The sequence below is a fragment of the Paenibacillus sp. sgz302115 genome, assembly GCF_056120445.1.
This window is the reverse complement of the sequence record NZ_JBVYOK010000007.1, coordinates 189,002-215,845: the sequence shown is the minus strand read 5'-3', so window position 1 is coordinate 215,845 and position 26,844 is coordinate 189,002. Positions and strand designations below refer to the sequence as shown.

The 26,844-nt window shown below is 52.7% G+C and carries 21 protein-coding genes and 1 pseudogene; 17 read left to right on the top strand and 5 right to left on the bottom strand.

The window, feature by feature from the left end:
* Positions 1 to 420 precede the first annotated feature (420 nt).
* The 5 genes from AC0LWN_RS16130 to AC0LWN_RS16110 all read left to right on the top strand — a co-directional run bounded on the left by AC0LWN_RS16130 (position 421) and on the right by AC0LWN_RS16110 (position 5,227).
* Entirely contained in the window at positions 421 to 1,359 is a 939-nt protein-coding gene (locus AC0LWN_RS16130; RefSeq protein ID WP_474666978.1) for a DUF1848 domain-containing protein, read from the top strand.
* A 105-nt stretch (positions 1,360 to 1,464) separates the two neighbouring features.
* Entirely contained in the window at positions 1,465 to 2,382 is a 918-nt protein-coding gene (locus tag AC0LWN_RS16125; RefSeq protein WP_474666976.1) for a helix-turn-helix domain-containing protein, read from the top strand.
* Positions 2,383 to 2,420: 38 nt separating this feature from the next.
* A complete protein-coding gene (locus tag AC0LWN_RS16120; protein ID WP_474666974.1) occupies positions 2,421 to 3,497 on the top strand; it encodes a Gfo/Idh/MocA family protein in 1,077 nt (358 codons plus the stop codon).
* Between the two features lie 29 nt (positions 3,498 to 3,526).
* Entirely contained in the window at positions 3,527 to 4,258 is a 732-nt protein-coding gene (locus tag AC0LWN_RS16115) for a ThuA domain-containing protein (RefSeq protein ID WP_474666972.1), read from the top strand.
* Positions 4,259 to 5,227 (top strand): sugar phosphate isomerase/epimerase family protein, encoded by a 969-nt coding sequence (locus tag AC0LWN_RS16110; protein WP_474666970.1) that lies wholly within the window; start codon positions 4,259 to 4,261, stop codon positions 5,225 to 5,227.
* Positions 5,228 to 5,766: 539 nt separating this feature from the next.
* Here the strand turns inward: AC0LWN_RS16110 and AC0LWN_RS16105 are convergent.
* The gene (locus tag AC0LWN_RS16105; protein ID WP_474666969.1) at positions 5,767 to 6,276 is read right to left on the bottom strand and encodes a GNAT family N-acetyltransferase; all 510 of its coding nucleotides are present in this window, start codon (positions 6,274 to 6,276) and stop codon (positions 5,767 to 5,769) included.
* Positions 6,277 to 6,524: 248 nt separating this feature from the next.
* Between AC0LWN_RS16105 and AC0LWN_RS16100 the strand changes: the two genes are divergently transcribed.
* The 9 genes from AC0LWN_RS16100 (at position 6,525) to AC0LWN_RS16060 (ending at position 16,712) form a co-directional block, all read left to right on the top strand.
* On the top strand, positions 6,525 to 8,360 hold the full coding sequence (locus AC0LWN_RS16100) for a cache domain-containing sensor histidine kinase (RefSeq protein ID WP_474666967.1): 1,836 nt from the start codon (positions 6,525 to 6,527) through the stop codon (positions 8,358 to 8,360).
* Entirely contained in the window at positions 8,360 to 9,544 is a 1,185-nt protein-coding gene (locus AC0LWN_RS16095; RefSeq protein ID WP_474667129.1) for a response regulator, read from the top strand. The genes AC0LWN_RS16100 and AC0LWN_RS16095 overlap by 1 nt, the downstream gene beginning before the upstream one ends.
* A gap of 195 nt (positions 9,545 to 9,739) precedes the next feature.
* Entirely contained in the window at positions 9,740 to 11,029 is a 1,290-nt protein-coding gene (locus tag AC0LWN_RS16090; protein WP_474666965.1) for an ABC transporter substrate-binding protein, read from the top strand.
* Positions 11,030 to 11,162: 133 nt separating this feature from the next.
* Positions 11,163 to 12,044: a carbohydrate ABC transporter permease gene (locus AC0LWN_RS16085; protein WP_474666963.1), complete on the top strand. Its 882-nt coding sequence runs from the start codon at positions 11,163 to 11,165 to the stop codon at positions 12,042 to 12,044.
* On the top strand, positions 12,041 to 12,859 hold the full coding sequence (locus AC0LWN_RS16080; protein WP_474666961.1) for a carbohydrate ABC transporter permease: 819 nt from the start codon (positions 12,041 to 12,043) through the stop codon (positions 12,857 to 12,859). The genes AC0LWN_RS16085 and AC0LWN_RS16080 overlap by 4 nt, the downstream gene beginning before the upstream one ends.
* Before the next feature lie 33 nt (positions 12,860 to 12,892).
* Positions 12,893 to 13,609 carry an N-acetylmannosamine-6-phosphate 2-epimerase gene (locus AC0LWN_RS16075; protein WP_474666959.1) on the top strand — a complete coding sequence of 239 codons (717 nt, stop codon included), beginning with the start codon at positions 12,893 to 12,895 and terminating at the stop codon, positions 13,607 to 13,609.
* Positions 13,606 to 14,502 (top strand): ROK family protein, encoded by an 897-nt coding sequence (locus AC0LWN_RS16070; protein WP_474666957.1) that lies wholly within the window; start codon positions 13,606 to 13,608, stop codon positions 14,500 to 14,502. Before AC0LWN_RS16075 ends, AC0LWN_RS16070 begins: the two co-directional genes overlap by 4 nt.
* Positions 14,503 to 14,505: 3 nt before the next feature.
* Positions 14,506 to 15,201 (top strand): copper homeostasis protein CutC, encoded by a 696-nt coding sequence (locus AC0LWN_RS16065; RefSeq protein ID WP_474666955.1) that lies wholly within the window; start codon positions 14,506 to 14,508, stop codon positions 15,199 to 15,201.
* Between the two features lie 5 nt (positions 15,202 to 15,206).
* Positions 15,207 to 16,712: an alpha-L-fucosidase gene (locus tag AC0LWN_RS16060; RefSeq protein WP_474666953.1), complete on the top strand. Its 1,506-nt coding sequence runs from the start codon at positions 15,207 to 15,209 to the stop codon at positions 16,710 to 16,712.
* A gap of 441 nt (positions 16,713 to 17,153) precedes the next feature.
* Here the strand turns inward: AC0LWN_RS16060 and AC0LWN_RS16055 are convergent, their stop codons facing one another.
* Complete coding sequence (locus AC0LWN_RS16055) at positions 17,154 to 18,818, bottom strand: helix-turn-helix domain-containing protein (protein WP_474666951.1); 1,665 nt, start codon at positions 18,816 to 18,818, stop codon at positions 17,154 to 17,156.
* A gap of 159 nt (positions 18,819 to 18,977) precedes the next feature.
* The gene (locus AC0LWN_RS16050; RefSeq protein WP_474666949.1) at positions 18,978 to 19,997 is read right to left on the bottom strand and encodes an ABC transporter substrate-binding protein; all 1,020 of its coding nucleotides are present in this window, start codon (positions 19,995 to 19,997) and stop codon (positions 18,978 to 18,980) included.
* 379 nt (positions 19,998 to 20,376) lie between these two features.
* Between AC0LWN_RS16050 and AC0LWN_RS16045 the strand changes: the two genes are divergently transcribed.
* The 3 genes from AC0LWN_RS16045 to AC0LWN_RS16035 all read left to right on the top strand — a co-directional run bounded on the left by AC0LWN_RS16045 (position 20,377) and on the right by AC0LWN_RS16035 (position 26,227).
* Complete coding sequence (locus AC0LWN_RS16045) at positions 20,377 to 23,736, top strand: Ig-like domain-containing protein (RefSeq protein ID WP_474666947.1); 3,360 nt, start codon at positions 20,377 to 20,379, stop codon at positions 23,734 to 23,736.
* Positions 23,737 to 24,146: 410 nt separating this feature from the next.
* Positions 24,147 to 25,208, top strand: a complete 1,062-nt coding sequence (locus AC0LWN_RS16040) for an SPFH domain-containing protein (protein WP_474666945.1) — start codon at positions 24,147 to 24,149, stop codon at positions 25,206 to 25,208.
* Positions 25,205 to 26,227, top strand: coding sequence for an NAD(+)/NADH kinase (locus AC0LWN_RS16035; protein WP_474666943.1), 1,023 nt, complete (start codon positions 25,205 to 25,207; stop codon positions 26,225 to 26,227). Before AC0LWN_RS16040 ends, AC0LWN_RS16035 begins: the two co-directional genes overlap by 4 nt.
* Positions 26,228 to 26,302: 75 nt before the next feature.
* Here the strand turns inward: AC0LWN_RS16035 and AC0LWN_RS16030 are convergent, their stop codons facing one another.
* A complete protein-coding gene (locus AC0LWN_RS16030) occupies positions 26,303 to 26,470 on the bottom strand; it encodes a hypothetical protein (RefSeq protein WP_474666941.1) in 168 nt (55 codons plus the stop codon).
* A 66-nt stretch (positions 26,471 to 26,536) separates the two neighbouring features.
* Positions 26,537 to 26,719 (bottom strand): annotated as a pseudogene (locus tag AC0LWN_RS32825) (hypothetical protein); the annotation flags it as partial.
* Positions 26,720 to 26,844: the final 125 nt, after the last annotated feature.

Here is a 26,844-nt window from a genome sequence, read left to right as displayed (position 1 = left end):
GCGTGAAGACTCCTTTCTCTGTAGGGAGGAGCTGGAATAGATAACTGAGTTGGAATTTCTCCACTTCATTCCGCTGAGTGACCTCCCCCACGGAGGGTTAGTGGGAAAAAATCCACTTATTTCCCCCTGAAATCACTGAATGGATGGAAATGGAGAGAATTAAGTCTACTTTTTCCATCTAATCTCCAATAAATCGGTGAAATCCGCAAATTAGGTTTCCTTTTTCCACTTCATCCAAACTCGAGGTTCATTTCGTAAGCGATTGCTCTGTGAAACGGTACTTTTGTGTTAGGAAACGAACATATGTGCTATAATATTAAGAGTTATTTCGAAATTCTGGTCAATGTGGCCAATGATCCTGTTCGATACAATAAATGTGAGAAGACCTAAGTTAAATTTGGTAAACGGTGGTGAACAACCTTGATTATTAGCGCCAGCAGAAGAACGGATATTCCTGCTTTTTTTGGTGACTGGTTCATGAGAAGAATTGCGGAAGGTTATTTTTACAGAGTTAATCCTTTCAACTCTAATCAGGTAAGCTCTTGCAGCTTAAAGTCTGAAAATGTAGATGTTATTGTCTTTTGGACCAAAAACCCTAATCCGTTTATGAAGCATCTGAAGGTTCTTGATGAAAAAGGCTATAAATACTACTTTCAGTATACATTAAATGATTATCCGCCTCAGTTTGAACCCAATCTGCCACCGATCCAAAGCAGGGTGCAGTATTTTAAGAAGCTCAGCCGCCAGATTGGGTCTAGCAAGGTCATTTGGAGGTATGATCCTATCATTATTAGCAATATAACTCCGGTAAATGACCATCTCGAACGCATTGAATCACTGGCCCGGCAGTTGGAGTCATATACTCACAGGCTGGTAATCAGCTTTATGGATTTTTACGGGAAGACGGAGAATAAAATTAAGAAGTTGCAGAGCAATCATCAGATCATCTTCACAGATATTACCGCTTCAGAATATCGTGAGCAGTTGGTAGACATGGCAGGGAAGATCAGCCAGATTGGCAGACGTTATGGCCTTGAGGTTCAGACATGTGCTGAGGCTGTGGACCTTGAAGACTGTGGGATTGAACATGGGAGCTGTATTGACAAGGAGCTCATCTCCCGTGTGTTTCAATTGGACCTTAAGTCAGCAAAGGATAAAAATCAACGCGGCTTCTGCTCATGTACGGAATCTGTTGATGTTGGGATATACAATACTTGTAAGTTTAATTGCATGTATTGTTATGCGGTACAAAGTGAACAGGCAGTTAACAAAACGTTGCAGCACCATGATCCGTCCAGTCCCTCTCTAATTTATCAATATGACGCTTCTTTTCAAAAGCCGCCGAAGCAAGCAGATTAATTTGAATTAATATCCCCGCAACGATTCCAGCGTATAATTATTTACGTTACTAGCAGCACATTATGATCTGTACTCAGTGAATAATCCGTGTAAGGAGCCGCGTTTATGAATATCTATCTCGAATTTCCGGATGTGGATAAGCGTTTTCCTTTTCGCACCTTGATTTGTGGAGGGGATGAGCTGTGTTATCCGCATTGGCACAAGGAAATTGAAATTATTTATGTCACCAAAGGAAATCTAAATCTGGGAATCAATGATACCCCTATCCGTATGGAGCAGGGCGAGGTTCAGTTTATTAACGGCGGGGATGTGCATTATTTTCTCGCTTCGCCCGAAAGTGAGCGGGTCGTAATTCAATTTGATCTGAATCTGTTCCAGGAGGTTGCTGCTCTCAGCGGCGCTGACTATTCCCTGCGGGATATTTTTACGGCGATGGAGTACTCTAGCTCTGATTGGCCCGAGGCAGTTTCTGCCAAGGTTATTGGTCTTATTGAGAGCATTTACGAGGAGGACACCCGGCGCCGCGAAGGGTATGCCTATCTGATCAAGGCGAGAATGTTCGAGCTGCTGACCGTTATTATGCGGGAGATTCCGCGGAGCAGAGTCAAACGTCTGCCCAAATTTTCGGAGGACACGCTGACCCAGTCCAGAGAAACGCTGGAGCGGCTGGAGCGGATTTTTGCCTATGTGGAGCAGCATTACCGGGAGGCGATTACGCTGAATGAGGTGGCCCGGTATATGGGCTTCAGCCCGTATTATTTCACCAAGCTGTTCAAGCGGAACACTGGAATGACCTTTGTCGCTTTCCTGAATGAATACCGGCTGAACAAAGCAAAATGGATACTGCTGAACGAAGACCTCCCAATGTCCGCTGTAGCTGAAGCCGCAGGGTTTGGCAGTGTGAAGACCTTTCATCATTACTTCAAGGGGGCGACGGGAATTTCCCCGCTCAGATACCATAAGACAATATTCAGGAATAATAGGGCAAGATTGCAGGAAGAAAGCAGTCCATCAGGTTTGTAAGATAGAGGTATCAAACCAATAGTTGGAGGTAGCAGAAAATGACTTTGAAAGTTGGAATTATCGGCTGTGGCGGTATCGCTAACGGCAAGCATATGCCTGCATTGCAAAAGGTAGAGGGCGCAGAGATAGTTGCTTTTTGCGATATCGTTCCTGAACGCGCTGAGCTGGCGAAAGCTGCATTCGGAAATGAAAGCGCTGCGGTATATACCGATTATAAAGAGCTGCTTAAAGATACAAGCATAGATGTGATTCATGTATGTACGCCAAATATCTCCCATGCGGAAATTTCCATCGCTGCGATGGAGGCCGGCAAGCATGTGATGTGCGAGAAGCCAATGGCCAAGACTACGGCAGAAGCACAGGCGATGATCGACGCGTCCAAGCGGACGGGAAAGAAGCTGACCATTGGCTATCAGAACCGTTTCAGAGCCGATTCGGCTTACCTGCATACCGTATGCGAGAATAATGGGCTGGGGGAAATTTATTACGCCAAAGCCAAGGCCATCCGCCGGCGCGCAGTACCGACCTGGGGCGTATTTCTGGATGAGGAAGCGCAAGGCGGCGGGCCGCTGATCGACATTGGTACCCATGCTCTCGACCTGACCCTGTGGATGATGGACAATTACAAGCCAAAATATGCTGTGGGTAACGCATATCATAAGCTGTCCGGGCGCAAGAACGCCGCGAATGCCTGGGGCCCGTGGGACCCGGAGAAATTCACCGTTGAGGATTCCGCGATTGGTTTTATTACGATGGAGAACGGGGCGAGTATTGTCCTTGAAGCCAGTTGGGCGCTGAATACGCTGGATGTCGGTGAGGCCAAAACCGTGCTGTGCGGTACGGAAGGCGGAGCGGATATGGAGAAGGGCTTGCGTATCAATGGTGAAGAATATGGGAAAACGTATGAAAAGCACATCGGCCTGGATGCGGCCGGCGTAGACTTTTACGATGGCTCGGGAGATGATCCTGCTGTGCTGGAAGCGGCGTCGTGGATCGGCTGTATTGTAAATGACACCGAGCCGGTAGTGAAACCGGAGCAGGCTCTGGTCGTTACCCGTATTCTGGAGGCGATTTACAAATCGTCCGAGACGGGAATGCCTGTATTTTTTGACTAAAATGAGAGAACCGGGAGTGTGTGTTCATAGTGACTAGAGTAACCGTATGGAATGAGTATCGACATGAACGCCAGGATGAGAGAATCCGCCAGGTCTATCCGCAGGGAATTCACACACAGCTTGATTCCTTTCTGAGCGCGGCCGGACTGGATACGACGACAGCAACGCTGGATGAGCCGGAGCACGGATTGACGGAGGAAGTGCTGAACAACACGGATGTGCTGGTATGGTGGGGGCATGTGGCCCATCAGGAAGTGAGCGACGAGATTGTGAACCGTATCCACCAGCGTGTGCTGCAGGGAATGGGGCTGGTTGTGCTGCATTCGGGCCACATGTCCAAAATCTTCATCAAGCTGATGGGCACAAGCTGTGATCTGAAATGGCGCGAAGCAGGGGAAAAAGAACGCCTGTGGGTAATGGAGCCCAGCCACCCGATTGCCGCAGGCATCGGCGAGTATATCGACCTGGAGCAGGAAGAGATGTATGGGGCGCATTTTGATGTTCCGGCACCGGAGTCGCTGATCTTTGTCGGCTGGTTCGAGGGCGGGAATGTGTTCCCGAGCGGCTCGACCTATCGGCGGGGTAACGGGAAAATCTTTTATTTTCAGCCCGGACATGAATCTCATCCGACTTATTACAACAAGGAAATCCAGCAGGTCATTATCAACGGCGTAAACTGGTGTGCGGGGGCGAAGGGTGATTACCCTGTATATGGACATTCCGAGGCGCTTGAGCCGATAAAAGCAAAGGTGGGAAAATAAATGAAGTTAGGTGTATTTGATCCCGTATTTGGAAGTCTCAGTCTCGATGAGATGCTGGATAAAATTGCAGCGGCCGGCCTGAACGCAGTGGAAATCGGCTCAGGCGGCAATCCCGGCAATCCGCACTGTCCCACGGACGAGCTGCTGGCCAGCGAAGCGGCCCGTAAAGAGTATTTAGAGAAGTTCACGAAGCGCGGCATTATGATCAGCGCCTTCAGCTGCCACAATAACCCGATTTCGCCGGACAAGGAAGAAGCCCGCCAAGGGGATGAAATCCTGCGTAAATCAATCAAGCTGGCTTCGCTGATGGGCGTTGCTGTTGTCAACACCTTCTCCGGTACAGCCGGAGACAGCGAAGAGGCCAAAGCGCCGAACTGGCCGGTTACGCCTTGGCCTACTGTGTACAGCGATATTCTGACCTGGCAGTGGGAGCATAAGCTGATCCCGTACTGGAAGGAAATCGCCCAGCTTGCGGAAGAGCATGGTGTGAAGATTGGCATCGAGCTGCACGGCGGCTTCCTGTGCCATACTCCGTATACCATTCTCAAGCTCAGAGAAGCCACAGGTCCGGCTATTGGCGCCAATCTGGACCCGAGCCATCTATGGTGGCAGGGCATTGACCCTGTAGGTGCGATCAAGATTCTCGGCAAGGCCGGAGCGATCCACCATTTCCATGCCAAGGACACGTACCTGGATCAGGACAACATCAATATGTACGGGTTGACCGATATGCAGCCTTACGGTGAGGTGCAGACCCGGGCGTGGACCTTCCGTTCCGTCGGCTGCGGGCATAGCATCTCCGTCTGGTCGGATATCATGAGCGCGCTGCGCACCTATGGCTATGATTATGTGGTGAGCATCGAGCATGAAGATCCGCTGATGTCCGTGGATGAAGGCTTTTACCGCGCCGTTACCAATCTCCAGTCGATCCTGATCCGCGAGCAGCCGCTGGACATGTGGTGGGCGTAAGGAGAGCCGGTCTTAACGAAAGGGCTTGCCAGTCCCTGTAATCCTGCGGCAGACCGCATCAGCTTTACATGTCAAAAGCCATCACCATCCTGTATATGCAGGGGGCGATGGCTTTTTTTGAAATATAATACGGGAACAGCCTAGCTCTGCTCCATGCAGGGGGAATTCAGTGTGGAACGGCTGGATTAAGTGGAAAAATGACCACTAATTCTGCTCTATAAGTCTTGTTATCGGAATTATATGGAATAACTCCAACTAATAGTTGCCATAAAGCACATTCAGGCTAAATACAGTGAAAATAGTTGGAGAAATTCCACTTGAAATTGAATTACATGAGATTAACGGGAGAATAAGTGGAGAAATTCCACTACAGTTTTGTATGCGGCAAGTGCAGCCTCTGTGTGAAGCATGTTGGACAGACGTTGGAGCAAGCTCGGGCGCTATTATACCCCCTTTATGAAGCTGAGAAGCGGCAGTGCCAGCTTAGTGTGTATCAGCGCGTCCCTGGCAATCATTCATTAGGCCCGGACTTCAATAGTCTATTGATGCTTGTAATAAAACACTGTACCTGTCTTTTCACCATTATGGGAGATGGCGTACTCCGGGATTATGCCCGCTTTCTCGAATCCCCGTGACTGGTACAGCAGGTTCGAGGGATCGCCTTCGCGCGTATCCAGCACCAGCAGGGTCCGGCCATTCGCGGCCGCCGCCTGCTCTGCAGTGTCCATCAGCATGCCGGCAATGCCTTTGCGGCGGTGCTTCGGATGCACCATCAGCTTGGCAATTTCCGCTCTGTGCGCACCGTTCGGCTTGGATACACAATGGAGCTGCACAGTTCCCACAATGGTTTCACCCTCAAAAGCTACCCAGAGCAGCACACCCGGTCCCGGCACTCCCCGCCAGTAAGCCGAAGCATCCTCTACAGCCAGTGGAGGCAGGAAGCCGATAGAAGCACCATCCTCTACCACGTCTATAAGCAGTTTGCTTAATTGCTGCAGGATCTCCGGTTGTAAATCTTCCAGCAGAGAGATGGTTATTTTCTGGTTCATTGGAAATTTCTCCTCTCATGTACGCATTATTCTATTATACCTGTGTAATGAAAAGTTACAAACCCAAATTAAAATGATATTTCAATGGCATATATGTGTTAATTATAAAGTCATATCTATCAAGTGATCTCCTGTCTGGATGTTCTTCCTCCCGGGCTGATGCAAAAAATTAACGGTTCATTTCCCCCTGCAGCGCAGCGCATAATCTATTATACTAAATGAAAATTTGCCCGGAGGAAGTGAAGCGGATGATGCGGCGTTGGAACAATTTAACTTATCAAAGTAAGCTGCTGCTCGCCTTTTTTCTGTTAGGTATTATCCCATCCATTGTGATAGGAACGATGGCATACCTAAAATCCGTGGACACGCTGGAGTCAAGGGTGAACGAGGATTTGGGTGTCATTGCCGGACAACTGAACGAGGCGATTCAGCGGCAGGTGGAGGATGTGGACCGCTTCAGCACCTTTCCGTATTTTACGCCGGAGATCTTTCAGATTCTGAATCAGCCTTATGTCCCCCGTGATCAATGGGGCTACCAGGAGCTTGAAACCCAGCAGCAGTTTGCCAAGCTGCTTGTGACTTATCCTTCGATTTTTTCCACGATTCAAGGTCTGATCTTCTACAGCACCAAAGGCAATGTGTACGGCTACAGGGTCAGTGACCGTTCCTCCATCAATGAAGCAGTCAGTCCGGTGGAAGAGGAATGGTACAAGGAAACACTCAGCAAAGGCGGAGGTGTTGTTATTTCCGGGCTGCGCCAGGAGCGGCAGTTCAACAGTGCGCCGTTTGCGACCATTACAGCGTCCCGGCTGCTGCTGAATGATGATTTTAGTCCAGCGGGGGTTGTAGCTGTCGATATCCGTCCCGATTTCATGGATAAGATTGTCCGCTCCTTCCAGCTCAAGAGCATGCATGTCATCGTGGCGGATGAGAAAGGGGAACTGATCTATTCCACGCGATCTGCTGATAACCAGCGTTTCCTCAGTGCGGTGGCAGAGCAGTCTGCCCGGAAGGATACAATGCGCGGGGTGATCACAGTCCCTGAACTGGGAGACGGCCTTACGGCGGCTACCGGCGTATACGCCTATAGTGAATATTTGGGCTGGACCAGCTATTTGCTGATTGACCGCGAGGAGCTGCTGGGTGACGCCAACGTGATCCGCAATTTTACAATTGTGCTGGTAGTGATATCTACTGCGGCTGCCGCGATTCTGTCCCTGCTGCTGGCCCGGAACCTGTCCCGCCCGATCCGCAGCCTGATCTCTTCGATGCGTGATGTGGAGCGGGGACTGTTCGTAGCTCCGGCTGCTCCGCCCATCAAAGGTGAGATCGGCCAGTTGCATCTCAGCTACGTCACAATGGTGAAGCGGCTGGATATGCTCATTCAATCAATTGAGGAGAAGGAACGGCAGAAGCGGGAGGCGGAGCTGTATGCGCTAAGGGCGAGGATTGCGCCGCATTTTCTGTACAACACGATTAACTCGATCCGCATGCTTGCCGTTCTTCAACAGTCTGAAGGGATAGCCAGGCTGCTGCAGTCACTGAACAAGCTGCTGCATGCCAACATGAAGCAGGACAGTGAACTGGTGCCGCTGTCGGCGGAGCTGGAACTGCTGCATCATTATGTGCGGCTCATGGAGCTGCGGTACACGAACCGGTTCCAGGTGGAATGGAGAATCGAAGAGCATACGGAGCGGGTAATGGTCCCGCCGATGATTCTGCAGCCGCTGATGGAAAATGCGATTTTTCACGGCTCCTTCGATGTGGACGGCCCGCTGTTGATTGAAGTTAGCGCTTCTTTTGCGAAGAAAGGGGAGGAACTGCTGATTACGATTGCCGATAATGGGCATGGCATAACGCCTGAAGTCCTGAATGCCCTGAATGGGGGAACCCTGCAGAATGCCGCTGAGCATTCAAGCAAAAGCATCGGGGTAGCCAACGTGCGTGACCGCATCCGTCTAAGATTCGGCTCCCCTTATACACTTTTGCTGGTGAGTGAGCCGGGTCAGGGAACCCGGGCCGAGTTGAATTTGCCCTGTAAGGATGGGGGAACAGCCCCTGCCATGAATGGAGGAATGAAGTGATGTGGAATCTGCTTGTGGTGGAAGATGAGACGATTGTGAGGCTGGGGCTGCGGTATATGCTGGACTGGGACGGGCTGGGAATCAACTGGAAGGCCGAGGCGGCCAATGGCCAGGAGGCACTCAAGGCGCTGGCCCAGGAGGAGATTCATATCGTATTGACGGATATCCGCATGCCCGGAATGGACGGACTGGAGCTGGCACGCAGGATTAAGGAGCAGTACGGCGGGGTGCAGATTATATTCTTTAGCAGCTTCGAGGATTTTCCTTATGTCAAAGAAGCTGTCCGCATTGGTGTGGTCGATTATTTGCATAAGCCGACGATGGACGCCGAAGAGATTGCTGCAGCCTTGAAGAAAGCGGTGGCGGCGCTGGAGCAGTTTCATCAGGAAGCTGTTCCGCAAGGGAATACGGACAAGGACCGCGACCATTTTGTGCAACTGCTGCTGGAGGCGGAGGAGCTGCCGCCAGACTGGGCTGAACGCTGGCAGCGTTTGGGGCTGGAAGCCATCTATGGGCAGGGGTATCAGCTGGCGGTGCTGCGTATGGCGGATAACGGGGCGGCGGAGCCGCAGACCAGATTGGCCCGCTTTATGTCCTTCCGTTATTTTTTGGAGGAGTACACCTCCCGGGAGTGGGGCGGGATTCTGCTCAGCCGTGAGCATCAAGAGCTGGTGTGGCTGCTGCCGCTGGACGGAGGCAAGGCGGAGGCCGGGGCTATGCAGGCGTATCTGGGCCAACTGGAGCAGAGCTTGTTCAAAATGCTCGGAATCCGTCTGGCTTACTCGTACAGCATGATCCACCGCAATGCAGAAGAGCTGCTGGAGGCTTACAGGAGTGCTGCGTCCGGTGAACTGGTGAGCGGCGGGAAGCTAAGCGGAATTATCCGTCTGGCTACAGCCTATATTGACGAGCATCTGCTGGAGGATGTGACTCTGGCCCGTACAGCGGAGCAGATTCATGTCAGCGTCAGCCATCTGAGCCGCCTGTTCCTCAAGGAGACCGGGCAGCACTTCAACGAGTATGTGACCGCCAAAAAAATGCTGCTGGCCCGCAAGCTGCTGCGGGACAGCAACCGCAAGGTATACGAGGTGGCAGAGGAGCTGGGTTACGCCAACCCGCATTATTTCAGCAAATTGTTCAAAGATGACACAGGGATGACACCGCTTGAATTCCGCAATCAATAGAACAAATTCGTACGGAAAAGCAAAAAAAGTTATGCAAAAAGCAGGTTTCGTCTAGTTATTAGCTCTGTGAGCAGGAGGAGGCATTAAATTAAGCAATAAATAGCTGCAAAGCAGCAAATTGAACCGGTAGTTTACCTCACACATAAAAGGTACGATGAACTCAAGAAATTCACTTTATGTCAGGGAGGCTAACATATGAGAAGAAAAGGCGGGTTCTGGTGGTTGTCGGTATTGTGTCTCGGATTGCTGGTCATTCTTGCGGGCTGCGGCAGCAACAACGCGGCGACGAATAACAATTCCGGTGCAGCGGCTACAGATGGCAATGCTGCGGCGGGCGAGAAGGAACCGGTGGTGCTCAAGCTGACCACATGGAATCCGATCAGCCAGACGGTAGTTGATAAATTCCAGGAGAAATACCCATACATCACGATAGAGCATGACAAGGTATATGATCAATTCCGCGAAATCATCCGCACACGGATCGTTTCCCAGGCAGATATGGATATGCTCTGGCTGTTCCCCAACCAGGTGGCTGAATTCTCTAAGGAGAATGTCCTGATGGACATTACCGGCAGCCCTTGGCTCAGCAACTACCTCGAAGCAGCGGTGAAGCTCGGTACAGTGGACGGCAAAACCTATGGCGTTCCATACAACAGCCAGCCGATTGTCATGTTCTATAACAAAACCCTGTTTGATTCCCTCGGACTTGCGATCCCTACCAATTGGGAAGAGCTGATGGATGTGAGTGAAAAGATCAAAGCCAGCGGTACTGCACCTATGGTCATAGGCAGCAAGGACGGCTGGGCGACACAGTTCATTACAACCTCCCAGTTCGGTTTGTATCAGCATGATAATCCGGATGTCTTCGCACAACTGGCAAGCGGCGCTAAGAAGTGGACCGATCCTGAATTTACGGGCTATTTCGACGGCATGAAGGAGCTTTCGGATAAAGGCTATCTGCTGGAAAATTCCGTCGGCCTCAGCTATGACCAGGTCGCACAGGTATTCAAAGAAGGCAAGGCAGCCATGTGGCCGATGGGTGAGTGGGGCTACAGCGAAAACTTTGATGCGGACTTCTCCGCCTTCGACCTTGGGGCCTTTCCGATCCCGGTTAACCGTGGCGACCAGCCGCTGGTAACGAACCTTGTCTCCGACAACCTGCTGGTTGGAGTATCGTGGAGCAAGCACCAGGAAGAGATCAAGCTGTTCATGGAATTCGTCGCTGATCCGGAAATGGCGAAGATCTGGTCGGATGAAACGAAGCAGGCGGTAACGGTAAAAGGCGGAACCTCAGAAACCTACAGCCCGCTGGCCGCTTCCCTCCAGCCGCTGATCGATGCCAGTGAAGCGCAAATCTTCCCGAGTATGACTTCCTCCATCGAGCCGGTAATGTTCCCGATCTTCCAGCAGATTCTGCTGAAGCAGGACGTGGACACGGCCAAGCTGCTGGAGCAAATGCAGACAGCGCAGGATAAAGATATCTAACACTTATGCGCAAGGCGGCAATGTACTCAAATAGAAACCACTAAAAAGCGAAAGCTCAGAAAAAGAACGACGCTGTCTTTCGCTTAGGTTTCTTTTTTTTTACCCAATTTGGGGGTAGGGATGGAGGCAAACCATGAAATTCATGAATTTCCGCAATTATGTGCTGTTTATTGCACCGGCGCTGCTGATTTATCTGCTGTTTTTTGCCGGACCGATCTTCAGCGGCTTGTATTATGGCTTCACCGATTGGAACGGGTTCTCGTTCAAGGCCGACTGGGTCGGGCTGGAGAACTTCCGCGAGGCTTTCCGTGATCCGCTGCTGCTGACCGCACTGAAGAATATGGCGATTCTCTCTGCCCTGGTCATTGTGCTGCAGCATACTGCTTCCATCCTGCTGGCCGTGCTGCTGGATCAGAAGCTGAAAGGCATTGTGTGGATGCGGGCGGTTATTTTCTTCCCTGTTATTCTGAACACCGTCGTTATCGGGTACGTGTGGAGTTATATGTACGCGCCGATGGTCGGGTTTCTGCCGAAGTTTTTTGACGCAGTCGGGCTGGATGGCCTGGCAGGGCTGGACTGGCTTGGTGATCCCAAGCTGGCCATTTATGCGATTGCACTCGTGATGGTCTGGCAGTATACAGGCTACTCGATGATGATTTATTTGGCTGGACTACAATCCGTATCGGGTGAAATATATGAGGCTGCGAGCATTGATGGAGCAGGTCCGTGGAATAAGTTCTGGAGAGTGACTCTGCCGCTGCTGATCCCTTCGATTATTGTGAACACCGTTTTATCGGTAATCGGCTGTATGAAAATGTTCGAGCATGTCTTCATCATGACGCAAGGCGGACCAGCTAACTCCACGCAGACCTTCGGCATTATGATCTACCAGTATGCCTTCAAAACCTCGCAAATGGGCTACGGCACCGCGATGGCGATGATTCTGTCGGTGATGATTCTTGCGGTAACCTTTGTGCAGATTAAGCTGCTCAGCCGTCTGGAGGTGGCGAATTGACAACTACACTGCAGAAAACCTCAATCTACACCGTGCTGATTATCGCGCTCATCATCGTGCTCGTACCTATGGCTGTTCTGGTCTCTGTCTCGCTGCAGACGCCATCAACGATTAATCCGCTCAGTCTTCCGAAGGACCCGCAGTGGAGCAATTACACGGAAGCCTTCCGCACCGGGAACCTGCTGCCGTATTTCGGGAACAGCATCCTGGTGCTGGTGATGACCACCGCTGCTGCGATCGGTGTCTCTGTACTGGCTGCATACGGCCTGCATCACGGTAAACGCTACAAATCGGAGGCGCTGTCGACCTTTTTCCTGATGGGACTCATCCTTCCGGCTTTTTCCGGAACGATTCCGGCTTTTCTGGTCCTGAGGCAGGTTCATCTGCTGAACACGCATATCGGACTGTCCCTGATCCAGATTGCCTCCGGGCTGGCACTGCCGATCTTTCTCTATGTGAATTTCTTCAAGACCGTGCCAAGCGAGATTGAAGAGGCTGCACTGGTTGATGGCTGCGGACCTTGGCGGACGTTTATCCGGATTATTTTCCCGCTGACACTGCCGATTACGGCAACCTGCATTATTGTGGTGGCGATCAACTCCTGGAATGACTTTTTCAATCCGCTGGTCTACTTGTCATCGCCGGAAATGCGGACCCTGCCTGTCGGCCTTATGGCCTTTAAAAGCCAATACAATACGAACTGGCCGCAAATGTTCGCCGGAGCCGCGCTTGTGGCCCTGCCGATCATCATTCTGTACTTGTTCGTGCAGCGTTTTATTATCAAAGGCCTGGTAGGCGGCGCTGTCAAAGGATAGAAGGGCTGAACTATATATAGAGGTGAAAAGTGGATGAACAAGGAAGCGGATCGCATAATTCCTTATCAAGGGTTGGTTGTTTCCTGCCAGGCGCTGCCGGATGAGCCGCTGTATGGAAGCCATCATATGATTGCTATGGCTATGGCGGCGAAGGAAGCCGGAGCCGCGGGCATCCGGGCTGGCGGGCTGGAGGATATCCGGGCCATTAAGGAGGCTGTGGGCCTGCCGCTGATCGGACTGGTGAAAATACAGCACGAGAACAGCGAGGTTTACATTACGCCAACGCTTGAGGATGCGCTGGCTATACATGCGGCAGGAGCGGATATAGTGGCGGTTGACGGCACGGGCCGTCCCCGCCCGGACGGGCGTTCGCTTGCCGAAACCATCGCCGGATTGAAGCGCGCCGGAGCCGCAGTGATGGCGGACATCGCCACCTTTGAGGAGGGAGTGCTGGCAGCGGAGTGGGGAGCAGACTACGTCTCAACTACGCTATGCGGCTATACCCGCGAAACGGCAGGAACAGCGCTGCCGAATCTTGCTCTGCTGAAGCAGCTGGCTGCTGTGCTGGATGTGCCCGTCGTTGCCGAGGGAGGAATTTCCCGTCCTGAGCAGGCGGCTGAGGCACTGCGGCTGGGAGCAGCGTTTGTCGTGGTTGGCTCGGCCATCACCCGGCCTCAGTGGATTGCTGCCCGCTATGTACAGGCGATGCGGCATACGGTTTCCTGGGAAGCCGGGGGGACAGAACGATGAGCCGGTATTATATTGGCGCCGACATTGGCGGAACGGGCATTAAGGCTGCATTGATCGGTGAGGACGGCGGCATAGCCGCCCGCCGGAGTACGCCTACCCCCGTCAGCGAAGGTGCGAAGGGCATCCTGCATGCCCTGAAGGGCATTATTGCTGAGTTGATGGGAGAAGGGCCGGAGGTGAGCGGCATCGGCATCGGTACTGCCGGACGGGTGGACCCGGAGGAAGGGATGGTACTGTACGCGACTGACAATCTTCCCGGCTGGACGGGCATGCGGCTGGCGGCGGAGATTGAAGCCGGGTTCGGGCTTCCCGCCGCCGTGCTAAACGATGCGAACGCCGCTGCGCTGGGCGAAGGCTGGCTGGGTGCAGCTTCGGGGCTTGCGGATTATGCGATGCTGACACTGGGTACAGGCGTAGGCGGAGCGCTCGTTCACCGGGAGGAGCCGATTTCCGGCAAACAGGGTGCAGCCGGTGAATTCGGACATATGGTGCTGTACCCGGGCGGGATTCCCTGCAGCTGCGGCCAGAGGGGCTGCATCGAGCATTATTTGTCCGGCCGCGCGCTGAACCGTCTGGCGGCCGGTGCGGACGAAAGCTGGGACAGCCATAAGCTGCTGGCGGCCTTTGCCGCAGGCGACCAGCGGGCAGCTGCGGTTATGGATGTGTATCTGAATGATTTGAGTTTGACAATGCACAACATCCAGTCGTTTTTTGATCCGGGGGCCATTATTCTTGGCGGGGGCGTTGCTGAATCCCACCCGTTATGGTGGGCAGTCTGGATGGATAGATTGGCTGAAGCGTCACCGTTGTCCTTCAACGTGCTGCCTGCCAGGCTTGGCAATGAAGCCGGGATGATCGGTGCGGCGCGGACGATCATGATGAGGAGGAAGTAGAAGATGCTGCTGGAGGTCATAGCAACAACGGTGGATGACGCTGTCATTGCCGAGCGTTACGGAGCGGACCGGATCGAGCTGATTACCGCCATCCGCGAGGGCGGACTTACGCCAAGTCTCGGGCTGATTGAAGGTGTACGGGAAGCAGTCAGCATTCCGGTAAGAGTGATGGTGCGGCCGCATGCCCGCTCATTCCGTTACGATGAGGCCGACGCTAAGACGATGCTGCGTGACATCCGCCATATTGCCGGCATAGGCGGATTATCCCTTGTTATGGGGATGCTCCGTCCGGACGGGTCGGTTGATGAAGAGCTGCTTAAGCGCCTGCTGCAGGCGGCGGATGGGCTCGAGGTTACGTTTCACCGGGCCTTTGACGAGGCCGCTGATCAGCTTGCGGCACTGGAGACAGTCTCGCGTTACCCGCAGATTACCGATATTCTGACCTCCGGCGGGCAAAATACCGCACCGGAGGGTGCTGAGCGGATCGCTGTGCTTGAGCGGCTGTCCTCCTTATCCTCCGTCAATATTCTTGCGGGCAGTGGCTTAACCGCAGAGGGTTTAAGCGATTTCATAACACGTACCTTTGTAAGGCGGGTGCACTTCGGCTCCGCCGTCAGGGAAGACGGAAATCCGCTGAAGCCCATTGATCCGGCAAGGCTGCAGGTAATCCGCAGTATTCTGAATTCAGGGAAGAGGTGAGCGTAATGTCAAAGTCAAAGCTGCATGAATTGCGCAAGGAGAAGAAGCTGGAGATCAAAAACACTGTAGACAACGGGCCGTTCCAGGCTAATTGGGAGTCGCTGGGCGCCTATTCTGTTCCCCGCTGGTACGAGGATGCAAAGTTCGGGATTTTTATCCACTGGGGGGTCTATTCCGTGCCCGCCTTCGGGACAGAGTGGTACGCGCGTAATATGTATAGAGAAGGCACCGAGGTGTATGAACATCATCTTAGAACCTACGGGCCCCCGGACGAATTCGGCTATAAGGATTTCATCCCCCGATTCACAGCGGAGAAATTCGATGCCGAGGAATGGGCGGCCTTGTTCAAACGGGCGGGTGCTGCGTTTGTGGTGCCTGTCGCCGAGCATCATGATGGCTTCGCCATGTATGATTGTCCCTATTCGGAATGGACCGCTGCCCAAATGGGTCCCAAAAGAGATGTGATTGCTGAACTGGGCGAGGCCGTCCGGCGCCACTATATGACCTTTGGGGTATCTAGCCACCGTGCAGAGAATTGGTGGTATTACAATGGCGGCCGCCAGCTTCCTTCCGATGTGCAGGACCCGAAATATGCCGGCCTGTACGGACCGGCGCAGCCTTGCTATGGCGATCCGGCGTATCCGCTGCCGATTCTGCCGCCGAATGAGGAGTTTCTCGATGACTGGCTGGTCCGTACCTGCGACCTGATTGACCGTTATGGCCCGCAGCTGGTCTATTTCGACTGGTGGATTGAACAGCCTGTATTCAAGCCCTATCTGCAAAAGCTGGCCGCGTACTACTACAATAAGGCCGCCGAATGGGGCCAGGGGGCGGTCATCAACTACAAGTTCGATGCCTTTGCAGAAGGGACTGCCGTGTATGACATGGAACGCGGACAACTGGCAGACATCAATCCGGCGCTGTGGCAGACCTGTACCTCCGTCGGGGAAACCGCCTGGTGCCATATTGCCGGCCACAAATACAAAACCTCGGGAGCGATTCTGGGTGATCTGGTGGACATCGTCAGCAAAAATGGCGTGCTGCTGCTGAATGTCGGGCCGCGTGCAGACGGTACGATTCCCGAAGAGGAGCAGCGGCTGCTACTGAAGGTGGGAGATTGGCTGGCGGTTAACGGTGAGGCGATTTACGGCACCCGCCCATGGAAGGTATACGGCGAGGGGCCGACCCGGGTGGTCAGCGGTACGTTCAACGATACGAAGCGCAGCCCGTTCACCCCGCAGGATGTGCGCTTCACTGCCCGGGGTGAGCAACTGCTCTACGCAGCTATTATGGGGTGGCCGGAGAACGGAACCTCTGTGATCGCAACCTTGGGCAGCCGCTCCAAGCTGCTTGCGGGTGAAATTCTGAAGGTGGAACTGCTGGGCAGCACCGAAGAGCTGAAGTGGAGCCGTGAAGGTGAAGGGCTGATTGTGCAACTGCCGGACAGCGTACGGGAGCGCGGCATTTCTGTGCTACGGATTGAATATGCTGATCTTGAAATGGCCAGATAAAACGCCAGAACACCGAGGCTGAACCAGAGGCTATTTGCACAGAAACGGCTGCCGTCTAATATTGAACGCATCGCAGCTAGCCCTTTCTGATCTGTAATTGTACTTTATACAGTAGACAGCCATGCCGCTCTTTCGCGGCACTACAGACGATGAGATTTCATAGAAGGCCCTCAATTTGGCTTCGCCAAATTCGAGGCTTCCATAACAATGTCCTCTGTTCGGACATCGTTATTTCAGGATAGTTTTCCAGATTTCGTATCAAAAGTACTTTTTTCAATGGATTCTAATGTATATAGTGCAGTAGAATCTGTTTTCTGTTTGAATTAAAGATCATCTGCTGCAGAAAATACTATAGAAATTCATGCTGCCTGGGTTATGACTTGTCCCGATTGACTGCAACTCTACCTGACGCCGGCTGTTTCTATGTAACCCAGGCTGTGCTCAGGCACCGCCCTGCTGTCCGCCAAGGAGCCGGGGCAGCAGAGTCAGCAGCCTCTCCCGGGTCATGGCGTCCCCGTAGTTCCACCTGGCTCCGTCGAGCAGGTAGGCATGGCCCCGGCGGACGGCGGGCAGACTGCTCCAGAGCGGACTTGCCAGCAGCAGCTCCATAGCTGCCCGGGAGTCTTCACGCTGCGGGATGAGCATGAAAATGCGGTCTCCCGCATAGGTGTGGAGCTTCGCCGGGTCAACCTCTGCGAAGCCCAGCTCCTGATCCAGAATGGCCTGGATTTCCGCTGTTGGCTGCAAGCCGCCAGGGGCATACAGGGCACTGGATAACCCGGACATTCCCATGGCGAACAGATGGTTGCCATGGTCGTAGAACAGTGCGGAAGCGGTCTCGCCTGGCTGGAGGATACCGCTGTAAAGACGCTGCCACATGGCGGCGTTTTTGGTGTTATAGGACTCAAGCCAGGCTTCGGCTTCACGCTGCTTGCCCAGCCAGCTTCCCAGAATCCGCATGCGGCGCTCAAGGGGCGCGAACGAATCAAAGGTGAGCGTAGGGGCGATGCCGGTGATGCGCTCATAGACCTTTTCATCCGCATTCGCGACAATAATCAGGTCGGGGTTCAAGGAATGGGCCAACTGCGGGTTCAGCGGGAATCCGACATTGGCGAGCTTTTTGATCCGGTGCTTGTAGACGCTGTTCTGTGAGAAGGCCTCATCTCCTCCAACAGGCTTCACACCCAGTGCCAGCAGGTCGCCCAGGGTCTCGCCGTGGTAGACGATCCTTCTCGGCCGCTCAGGAATGTCTACGAGATGGCCCGTCCAGTCTGTGACAGTGAGCTTCCGGCGTTGCGCCCCGGCGAATTGTCCCGGCGTCACTCCGGTTGTCTGACGAAAGCGGCGGCTGAAATAATATTCATCGGCAAAGCCCACCAGCCGGGCAATTTCCCGCAGCGGTTCGGCAGATTCCAGAAGATGAATCTTCGAATGGCTGATGCGCAGCTCGGTCAGGTATTCCAAGGGCCGCTTGCCGGTGAGCTTTTGGAAGATTGGAGTGTACTGCCACAGCGAGACATTGGCCAGTTCCGCCAGTTGCTTCACGGTGATGCTCTCCATATAGTGGTCCTGCAAATATTGGACGGTGCTTTCTACAGATTGCGCGGGGCTTGGCAGCTGCCGGGAAGAATAGTTGTGCTCAAAAAGCAGCAGCAGCAGCTCCTGAAACCGCAATTGCTGCCTGAAATGCTGCACGTCATCCCCCTGGCTGTCACTGCCTGAGAGCAGTTCTTCCGCCAGCCGGACTACCCGTGAAAAGGGGTGAACGATCAGTTCACGTCTGCCTGAAAGTAAGTCCTGTTCATAGAAACCAGGGGATTCTCCCGTCTGAATGGCTGAAAAAGAAATCAGATAATAGTATAGCGACAGCTCCGGATTCTCTAAGCAGTAAGAGGCTCCGGGAGCCAGCAGCCAGCACTTGTCCGAGCTTAGCGGGACAGACTTGCCATTGATGCTAAGCCGTCCGCAGCCGCCTGTAAATACAAGCAGCGTATGCTGCTGCACGGTCTGCGGCACAGAGCTGGAATCCGGTGCTTGGATCAATAGCCCGATCTCATCGAGCTGAAACAGCAGCGAGCGGAGAGGGGCAGGTTGAGGTTGACGCACGGAGCTTCTCCTTTCATCAGTGAGAATAATTATCAGTGATTTATATTGTATACAAAACAAAGAAGCTAATCAACGGACGTTGATTAGCTTCTTGCACTTGCTATGCACTTGCAATACCGCGCTGCATGCAACTGGCCACCGGCTCAACCGCATACCTTTCTACTTATTCAGCAGCCGTGGAATCTCACCCAGCAGCCATTCTCTTGTGGTGGCATCGCTTGAGGTTTTCATGATTTCCTGAGTGTAGACATAGCCGTTTTTGACGGCGGGCAGGCTTTTCCAAATAGGGCTTGCCAATAATTTCTCTGTCGATTGTTTGGCCTCATCGGCTACAGGGGTCAGGATGAAGATCCGGTCACCTGCGTATTGCCCAATCACTTCCATAGAGATTTCCTGGAACCCTTTTCCTTCATCCAGCACCTTTTGAATGGCCGGAGTCGGCTTGAACCCGTTCTCGCCATACAGCACCTGCGAAAGTCCGGTTGTCGCCATTACAAATAACCGGTTCCCGGGATAATAAGTGAAGACAGATGCCGTCTCCCCTTGCTTCAAGCCGGCAGCCTTAAGCTGCTTCCACATAGCTTCCTCACCCGTTTTATATTGCGCCAGCCAAGTTTCCGCTTCCTTCGTCTTGCCGAGAATACCGCCGATTTCCAGCATCCGCTCCTGCAGAGGAGCAAAGGTATTGAAGATGATGGTCGGCGCGATTTTGGACAATGCCTCGAAGTCGGCTTCATCCGTTCCCGCATAGATAATCAGGTCAGGCTGAAGCTCAAGTGTCTTCTCCAGATTGATCGGGAATCCGACATCCTCCACACCCTGCAGCTTATCCTCAAAAACCTGGCCTTCGCCCATTGACAGCGGATATCCGACCGCTTGCACACCGAGCGCAAGCAGATCACCATAGGTCTCTCCCGAGAAAATCACCCGCTTGGGGTGAACCGGGATTTCCACCGTATGTCCCACGTAATCCTTATATGTGCGCATCTCTGCGGCCGCTTCCGTATTGCTGCCGGATGCTTCGGCAGAAGGCGATGCAACTGCGGCGGCATTGCTTCCGGCTTGGGTTGCCGCAGGCTCAGCCGCCGGCGTTTTCTCAGATGTGCCGCATGCGAGCAGCAGCGTGGCCATCAGGAAGATGACGCATAATACGGCGAAAGGTTGTCTTGTTGTCTTCATGAAATCTATACCCCCAGAACCAATAATGATAATCATTCTCGATAAACAAGGAATATCATAAAATAAAGTCACCCGTTACTCAATGGACAAAATTCAATAGCGGATTTGCTTTTGTGCAAGCTGCATTTTTTTAGCGAAAAATAAAACTTGGACAACTTTCAGAATAGATTCAGTTTCGCTTGCTATGATGCATTCGACTTGTAGATTCTTCGGGAGGGGCAGAGTCTGCCCAGAAGGCCGGACATCCAATTATACATAAGCAATAAAATGATATTCAATCGTTGTTATCCGAAGTAAAATGAGACTTTCACACCTAATTTTCAAGTTGGGATATGTCGATAAGAGGATGAAATCATAATTCAGCTAGGAGGGTGACAGATTGAAGAAAAACAGCTTGAACCGATTGTTTGTGCTGGTAATGTCGATGCTTCTCGTATTTGGAAATGGCGGATTGGTTATGGCCGGTACGGCCGTTACAGTCTCCAAAATCGTGCTGAGTGCAAATGAGCTCTCGCTGTCCATCGAAGATACGCAAGCCCTGACCGCTACTGCGGTCTATTCCGACAGCACCTCGGGGGATGTGACTGTAAACAGCGACTGGTCGAGCGATAAGCCATCCGTTGCTTCGGTCTATAATGGCATCGTTACCGCGAAGGCGGAAGGAACGGCAACTATCGTGGCGGTGTATACACACAGCGACGGGACGAAGTTCTCCCAAGCGGCTACCGTTACGGTTACGAAAAAGGTCAAGGCCTTGACTCAGAATGTGCAGAGTCTGGATCTCCGCAAGGGAGAGTCGGGCAGCATTATTTTGACGGCAACCTTCTCTGACAATACTACCGATGCTACCGTGGCTGACAAGGCAGTCTGGAGCAGCAGCGATACTGCGGTCGCCACTGTCGTCAACGGGAAAGTCAAAGGCATTTCTTCCGGTACTGCCACGATCACAGGGATATACGGCAAAAAAACAATTATCGTTGCAGTAAACGTAGAGGTAGCCAAGCGGATTACGGTGGACAAGCCGGAGCTTGCGCTTTTGCTGAAGGACAGCTCGCCCGTTGTGCTTACTGCCACTTTTCAGGATGGCACACAGGAGAATGTAACTTCGCTTGCCACCTGGTCCTCCAGTGATGAGTCTGTTGCGGACGTGCTCAAAGGCGTCATTACCGGCTATAAGCAGGGAGCAGCGGTGATTACGGCCAAATACGGCACCAAAACGACCAGCATCCAGGTGACGGTGGATCAGACCAGCAAACTCACAGTGGATGATCAGAACGTTTTTCTGAAGCCGGAAGAGGAGCAGCAGCTCAAGCTGACGGCGGTGTATCCGGATGGAGCCACAAAGGATATCACAAGCACGGCCATCTGGAGCTCCAGCGATTCCAGCATTGCTTATGTGTATAAAGGCAAAGTCTACGGCTATACAGCCGGAACAGCAACCATTACGGGAACCTACGGCGACAAATCTGTGCAAGTGAATGTGGATGTTGCAGTAGCCCGTTATCTGGATCTCAGTGAAGAGCAGCTTAGCCTGAAGACAGGCTCAACGCATACGCTGACCCTAACGGCAACCTATGCCGACGGCAGCACCGAGGATGTAACCTCCCAGGCGACATGGAGTTCAAGCAATGAACTAGTTGCCTATGTCAAAAAGGGAGTCATCACGACGTACAAACTGGCGGGAGCAGCAACGATCAGCGCTTCCTACGGCACACTTGAGACCACATTGGAGGTTGAAGTAGGCGCTGTGAACAAGCTTGTCGCCAGTGAAGACAGCGTATTCCTGCAATCGGGCGGAACGAAGCAGCTTACTCTGACTGCCGTTACCGGAGACGGCTCATCGTCCGATGTGACAAGCAGTGCGGTATGGGCCTCTGCCGACAAGAGCGTTGCCCTGGTCAACAAAGGGTTAATTACGGGCTACTCCGTGGGCACGACAACGATTACGGGAACCTATAACGGTGTGAAGGCAACGGTTACCGTGGATATCGGAACGGCAAGACATCTTGCCTTTAGCGAGACGAACCTGAATTTGGCCGTGAATGCCACGAAGGCCATTAAATTGACGGCTACCTTTGCCGATGGAACCACGGCGGATGTGACCAATAAGGCAACATGGAGCTCCAGCGATGAGGCGGTAGCTTTTGTGTCCAAAGGCAGTGTTACCACTTACAGCGAAGGGAATACAACGATCACTGCGAGCTACGGCTCGAAGAATGTAACCGTAACTGCCACTGTAGGCAAAAGCAATAAGCTTAGCGTGGACGATGACAGTGTATTCCTTAGGCTAAACAAAACGCAGCAGTTAGTGCTGACCGCGCTGGACGCGGGAGGTGTCTCCAGTGTGGTGACAAATGATGCGGTGTGGACCACGGCAGATGAGAATGTTGCTACTGCAGTCAAAGGTTTGATTACAGGTTACAAGTCGGGAACTACCACAGTGACTGCAGCATACGGCGGCAAGACCGTTACGATTACTGTGAATGTTGAAACAGCCTCCCGGCTAAATGTTACCATCAGCAAGCTGAACCTCGGCATTGACCAGAGCAAATCTGTGACGGTGATGGCCAGCTATAAGGATGGAACCTCACAGGATGTGACGGACGATGCGGTATGGAGCTCCGATCATTCCGACATCGCAGATGCAAGTGACGGCACGATTACCGCTTATGCTACAGGCAGCGCAGTGATCACCGCCTCTTATGGCGGGAAGACCGCGACTATCAAGGTAACGGCAGGAACACCGGAGAAGCTGACGCTGCAGGCGAAGACGGTGGAGCTTCAGGAAGATGAGACCTATCAGGTTATAGCAACCGGCGAGTATAGTGACGGCACGGACAAAACCTTGACGGACGAGGTGGAATGGAGCACTAGTGATGCGAAGATTGCCACGGTCGAAGATGGACTGATTACCGGCGTCGGCGTGGGTACAGCGGTGATCACCGCCAAAGTGGGCACGGTAAAAGCGGCAATTACGGTCAATGTCGGCCTGGTCGATGAGCTTGCGGCGAGTGTAAGCTTGATTACGATGTCGGCTGCAGACAAAGAGCAGATCACATTGACAGCTACTGATTCATCGGGGGTAGAAAGTAATGTGACTGCAGATGCAGAATGGAGCTCGTCCAAGGCAACAGTAGCAACGGTGAAGAAGGGCCTGGTGACCGGTGTTCTGAAAGGCAAGACGACGATCACCGCTTCCTACGGAGGCCAGAAGATCATGATCAACGTTGAAGTAGATCAAATATCGAAGATTGAAGCTTCCGTGACTAACATGGCAATGAAATCCGGCGAAACAGCTAAAGCCACAGTAACCATTACGTTCAGTGACGGGAAAACCAAAGATGTTACTGACAAAGCAGAGTGGAAAAGCGGCAGCTACAAAATTGTCACGGCGACCAAAGGCACAGTTCAAGCGGTCGGTTACGGCAAATCCTACGTGAGCGCAACATATGGCGGCAAAACCGTTAAAATTCCAGTCACAGTAGATGTGCTGAAATATCTGGAGGTCAGCCAGATGAATCTGACGCTGACAGAGGGCCAATCCGTGCAGCTAACGGCAACAGCCACCTTTGAAGACGGCAGTGAGTCGGATGTCTCCAAAAGCGCGGTTTGGGCATCGACCAAAGAACTGGTAGCTACCGGGAAGAACGGTCTGGTTAAGGCGAACAGCAAAGGCTCAGCTTATATCTCGGTGAAATACGGCGGCAAGACCGTCAAAATTAAAGTGACTGTGAAATAGCAGCGTTGTTCGCTTGGGTTTCTTTCATTACAAAAGCGCTCACCGCATTCTCCAAAATTGGAGGGTGCGGTGTTTTTTTAAAAATACAAGAAAGTATAAGTTTCACGCTATACTTTATCCTTATATTTCTCGCTGGAACGGATACCGTCCTTCTAAGGACGGCGCTGCCGTTTCTACTTGTTGGAAATAATCAATTGCACTTTATATAGTAGACAGCCATGCCGCTCTTTCGCGGCACTTCAGACGATGAAATTTCATAGAAGGGCCTCAATTTAGCGGGACCTGGATTGCTGAAGCGGGTAAAGCTCCAATATGAAATTTGTTATTAACAACTTGATAATATCAATAAATCGTGCTATGATTCTGTTAATAACAAATTGTTAATAACAAGCAAACAGGAGGTTTTGTCCATGTTCGGATTCAGATTTGTGAAATTCCAGCCCAGCGACTATGTGCTTAAGGTGAAGAACGGCAAGGTTGTCCGCGAGGGAGTAGGGCTTTCTTTTCACTATTATGCGCCTACGACTTCGGTTGTTGTGGTTCCGGTATCCTCGATTGATGTTCCGTTCATGTTCGAAGAGATAACGAATGATTATCAGACAGTGACAGTGCAGGGGCAGCTCACCTACCGGATTGTTGACTACCGCAAGACTACGCAGATCCTGAACTATACTTATAATTTGCGGAAAAATACCTATCTGTCCGATGATCCCGGCAAGCTGGCCCAGCGCGTGATCAATATCGCCAAGGTGCTGACCAAGAAGCAGTTAGAGCAGTTGCCGCTGCGGGAGGCGATCCAGTCCAGCGAACGTCTGGCGAAGACCATCACTCAGGAAATTGAACGGAACGCAGAGATTGAGAAGCTGGGCATTGAGCTGATGGGGTTGTCGATTCTGGCTATTGTGCCGAATAAGGAGACGCTCCGCGCTTTAGAAGCACAGGCCAGGGAAGAGATTCTCCGCAGCGCCGACAATGCGCTCTATGAACGCCGCAATGCTTCCATTGAACAGGAGCGCCGTGTGAAGGAAAATGAGCTGAATACGGAGATTGCCGTGGAGGCGAAGAAAAAGCAGATCCGAGAAACCCAGCTCGACGCCGAGCGTTCGGTGAAGCAGAAGCAGAATGCGATGAAGGAGGAGCAGCTCAGCTTCGATACCGCGCTTGAAGAGAAGAAGCAGGAGCTGATCGGGCTGACCGTAGCCAATAAGAGGGCGGAAGCAGATGCCAAAGCCTATGAGCTGTCGGCGGTGATGAATTCACTGCAGGGCGTGGCCCCAGGTGTGCTGCAAGCACTGACCAATGTTGGCATGAAGCCTGATAAGCTGATTGCAATCGCCTTCCAGGAGCTGGCGGAAAATGCGGAGAAAATCGGCCAGTTGAACATTACACCGGATCTTCTGCAGGGGATTATGGCTAATCCCGGTTCGTCAGGAAGTGCTGCGGGGGCGAATAAAGGGGCGGGCGGACGATGAACAGCAGAACTACAGAAAATAAAATCATTCTGATTAAACGCAAGACTCGTCTTGAAGAGCTGGTAGTCCGCTACAATACCATCCAGCAGGCGCAGTTTTATATTGAACGGCTGGGCGCCGATTTCAGTGATTATATCAGTGAGGATTTTCATTACCGGAAGGCTGTGGAGACTGCAGTCATTGAGCTTGGCGCGGTGGGCCGGGTGCAGCTGCTGGAGCGGCAGCATGTGCCGAACTTCATCTTTGGGGATCAGGATACGGTGGTCGTGCTGGGACAGGACGGACTTGTAGCCAATACGCTAAAATACCTGCATGAGCAGCCCCTGATCGGGGTAAATCCCGATCCCGGACGCTGGGATGGTGTGCTGCTGCCGTTCACCGTCAAGGATCTGCGGACGCTTGTGCCCGAGGTGTTCCGGGGGCAGCACCAGGTGCGCGAGATCACGCTTGCTAAGGCGCAGCTTAACGACGGGCAATGTCTATACGGCGTCAATGATTTATTCATTGGCCGCAAAACCCATGTGTCTGCCCGTTATCAGATGGAGCTGAACGGCATCGCCGAGCAGCAGTCCTCCAGTGGCATTATCGTCTCCACCGGAATGGGCTCTACCGGCTGGCTCAAAAGCGTGCTCGCCGGAGCGGCGGGAATATCCCGCAGCGCGGCGCAGCTTCAGATGACGGGTGTTGCGGCCGATTCCCAACAGGCCGACGGGCAAGCTGCCGCAAGAGATGGGCTTGCGCCTGCAAATCCGGCTGGCGGCACATTCATAGAGCAGCGGCTGGCCTGGGATCATCCGCACCTGATCTTTACGGTTCGGGAGCCCTTTCCAAGCCGGACCACCTCTGCCGGCCTGGTCTTCGGACAGATCAGCAATAATGCCCCGCTGAAGATTACCTCTCAGATGCCGGAGGACGGAGTTATTTTTAGCGATGGTGTTGAGAGCGACTTTCTCGAGTTCAACTCCGGCGTCGAAGCGACAATTAGCCTGGCCGAGAAGCGCGGACGGCTGGTGGTGTAATGAACGCGCCTTAATAAAGCGAAAAAGCGGCTACTCCCGCAGAATAATCTGCAAGAATAGCCGCTCCGGAGAGTACTACTGCTGGAAGCCCCGTCCTTGATTCATTGGCGAGCCGTAGGATGAGCCGGATATTGGGGAAGTGTGCATCGGCTGCTGCTGTCCATACGAGGGATTAAAGGCAGGGTTGTAGCTGTGCCCCCCTGTACTGTAAGCTGGCATGCCCGGATTAAAGCTGGTTGTCATGGAGCTTTGCTCCATTTGTCTAGTGATTTGGGAGATGTGCTGGAGCTGCTGCATCGCAGTCTGATGCCCCTGAAGCGACTGTTGAATCATCTGGATGGCTTTTTGGCTATGCTGGCTAAGCTCCTGAAGCTTGGCGGCATGCTGCTGTTCTTGCTGAAGGAGCTGCTGGTAATTCTGCGTGCCCTGCTGGGTCTGGTTCACAAGCTGCTGGATGATTTGTTCGCATTGGTTGATCTGGCTGGAAATCATTGAGTTCAAAGTATTGTTCCTCCTAGACAGGCTCGATTTTGTAATGCGCCCTTATTATCTGTGAGGAAGGTGCTGAATATTCATGTAACCACATAATCAGGAGGACGAGCCAAACAGAAAGGAGC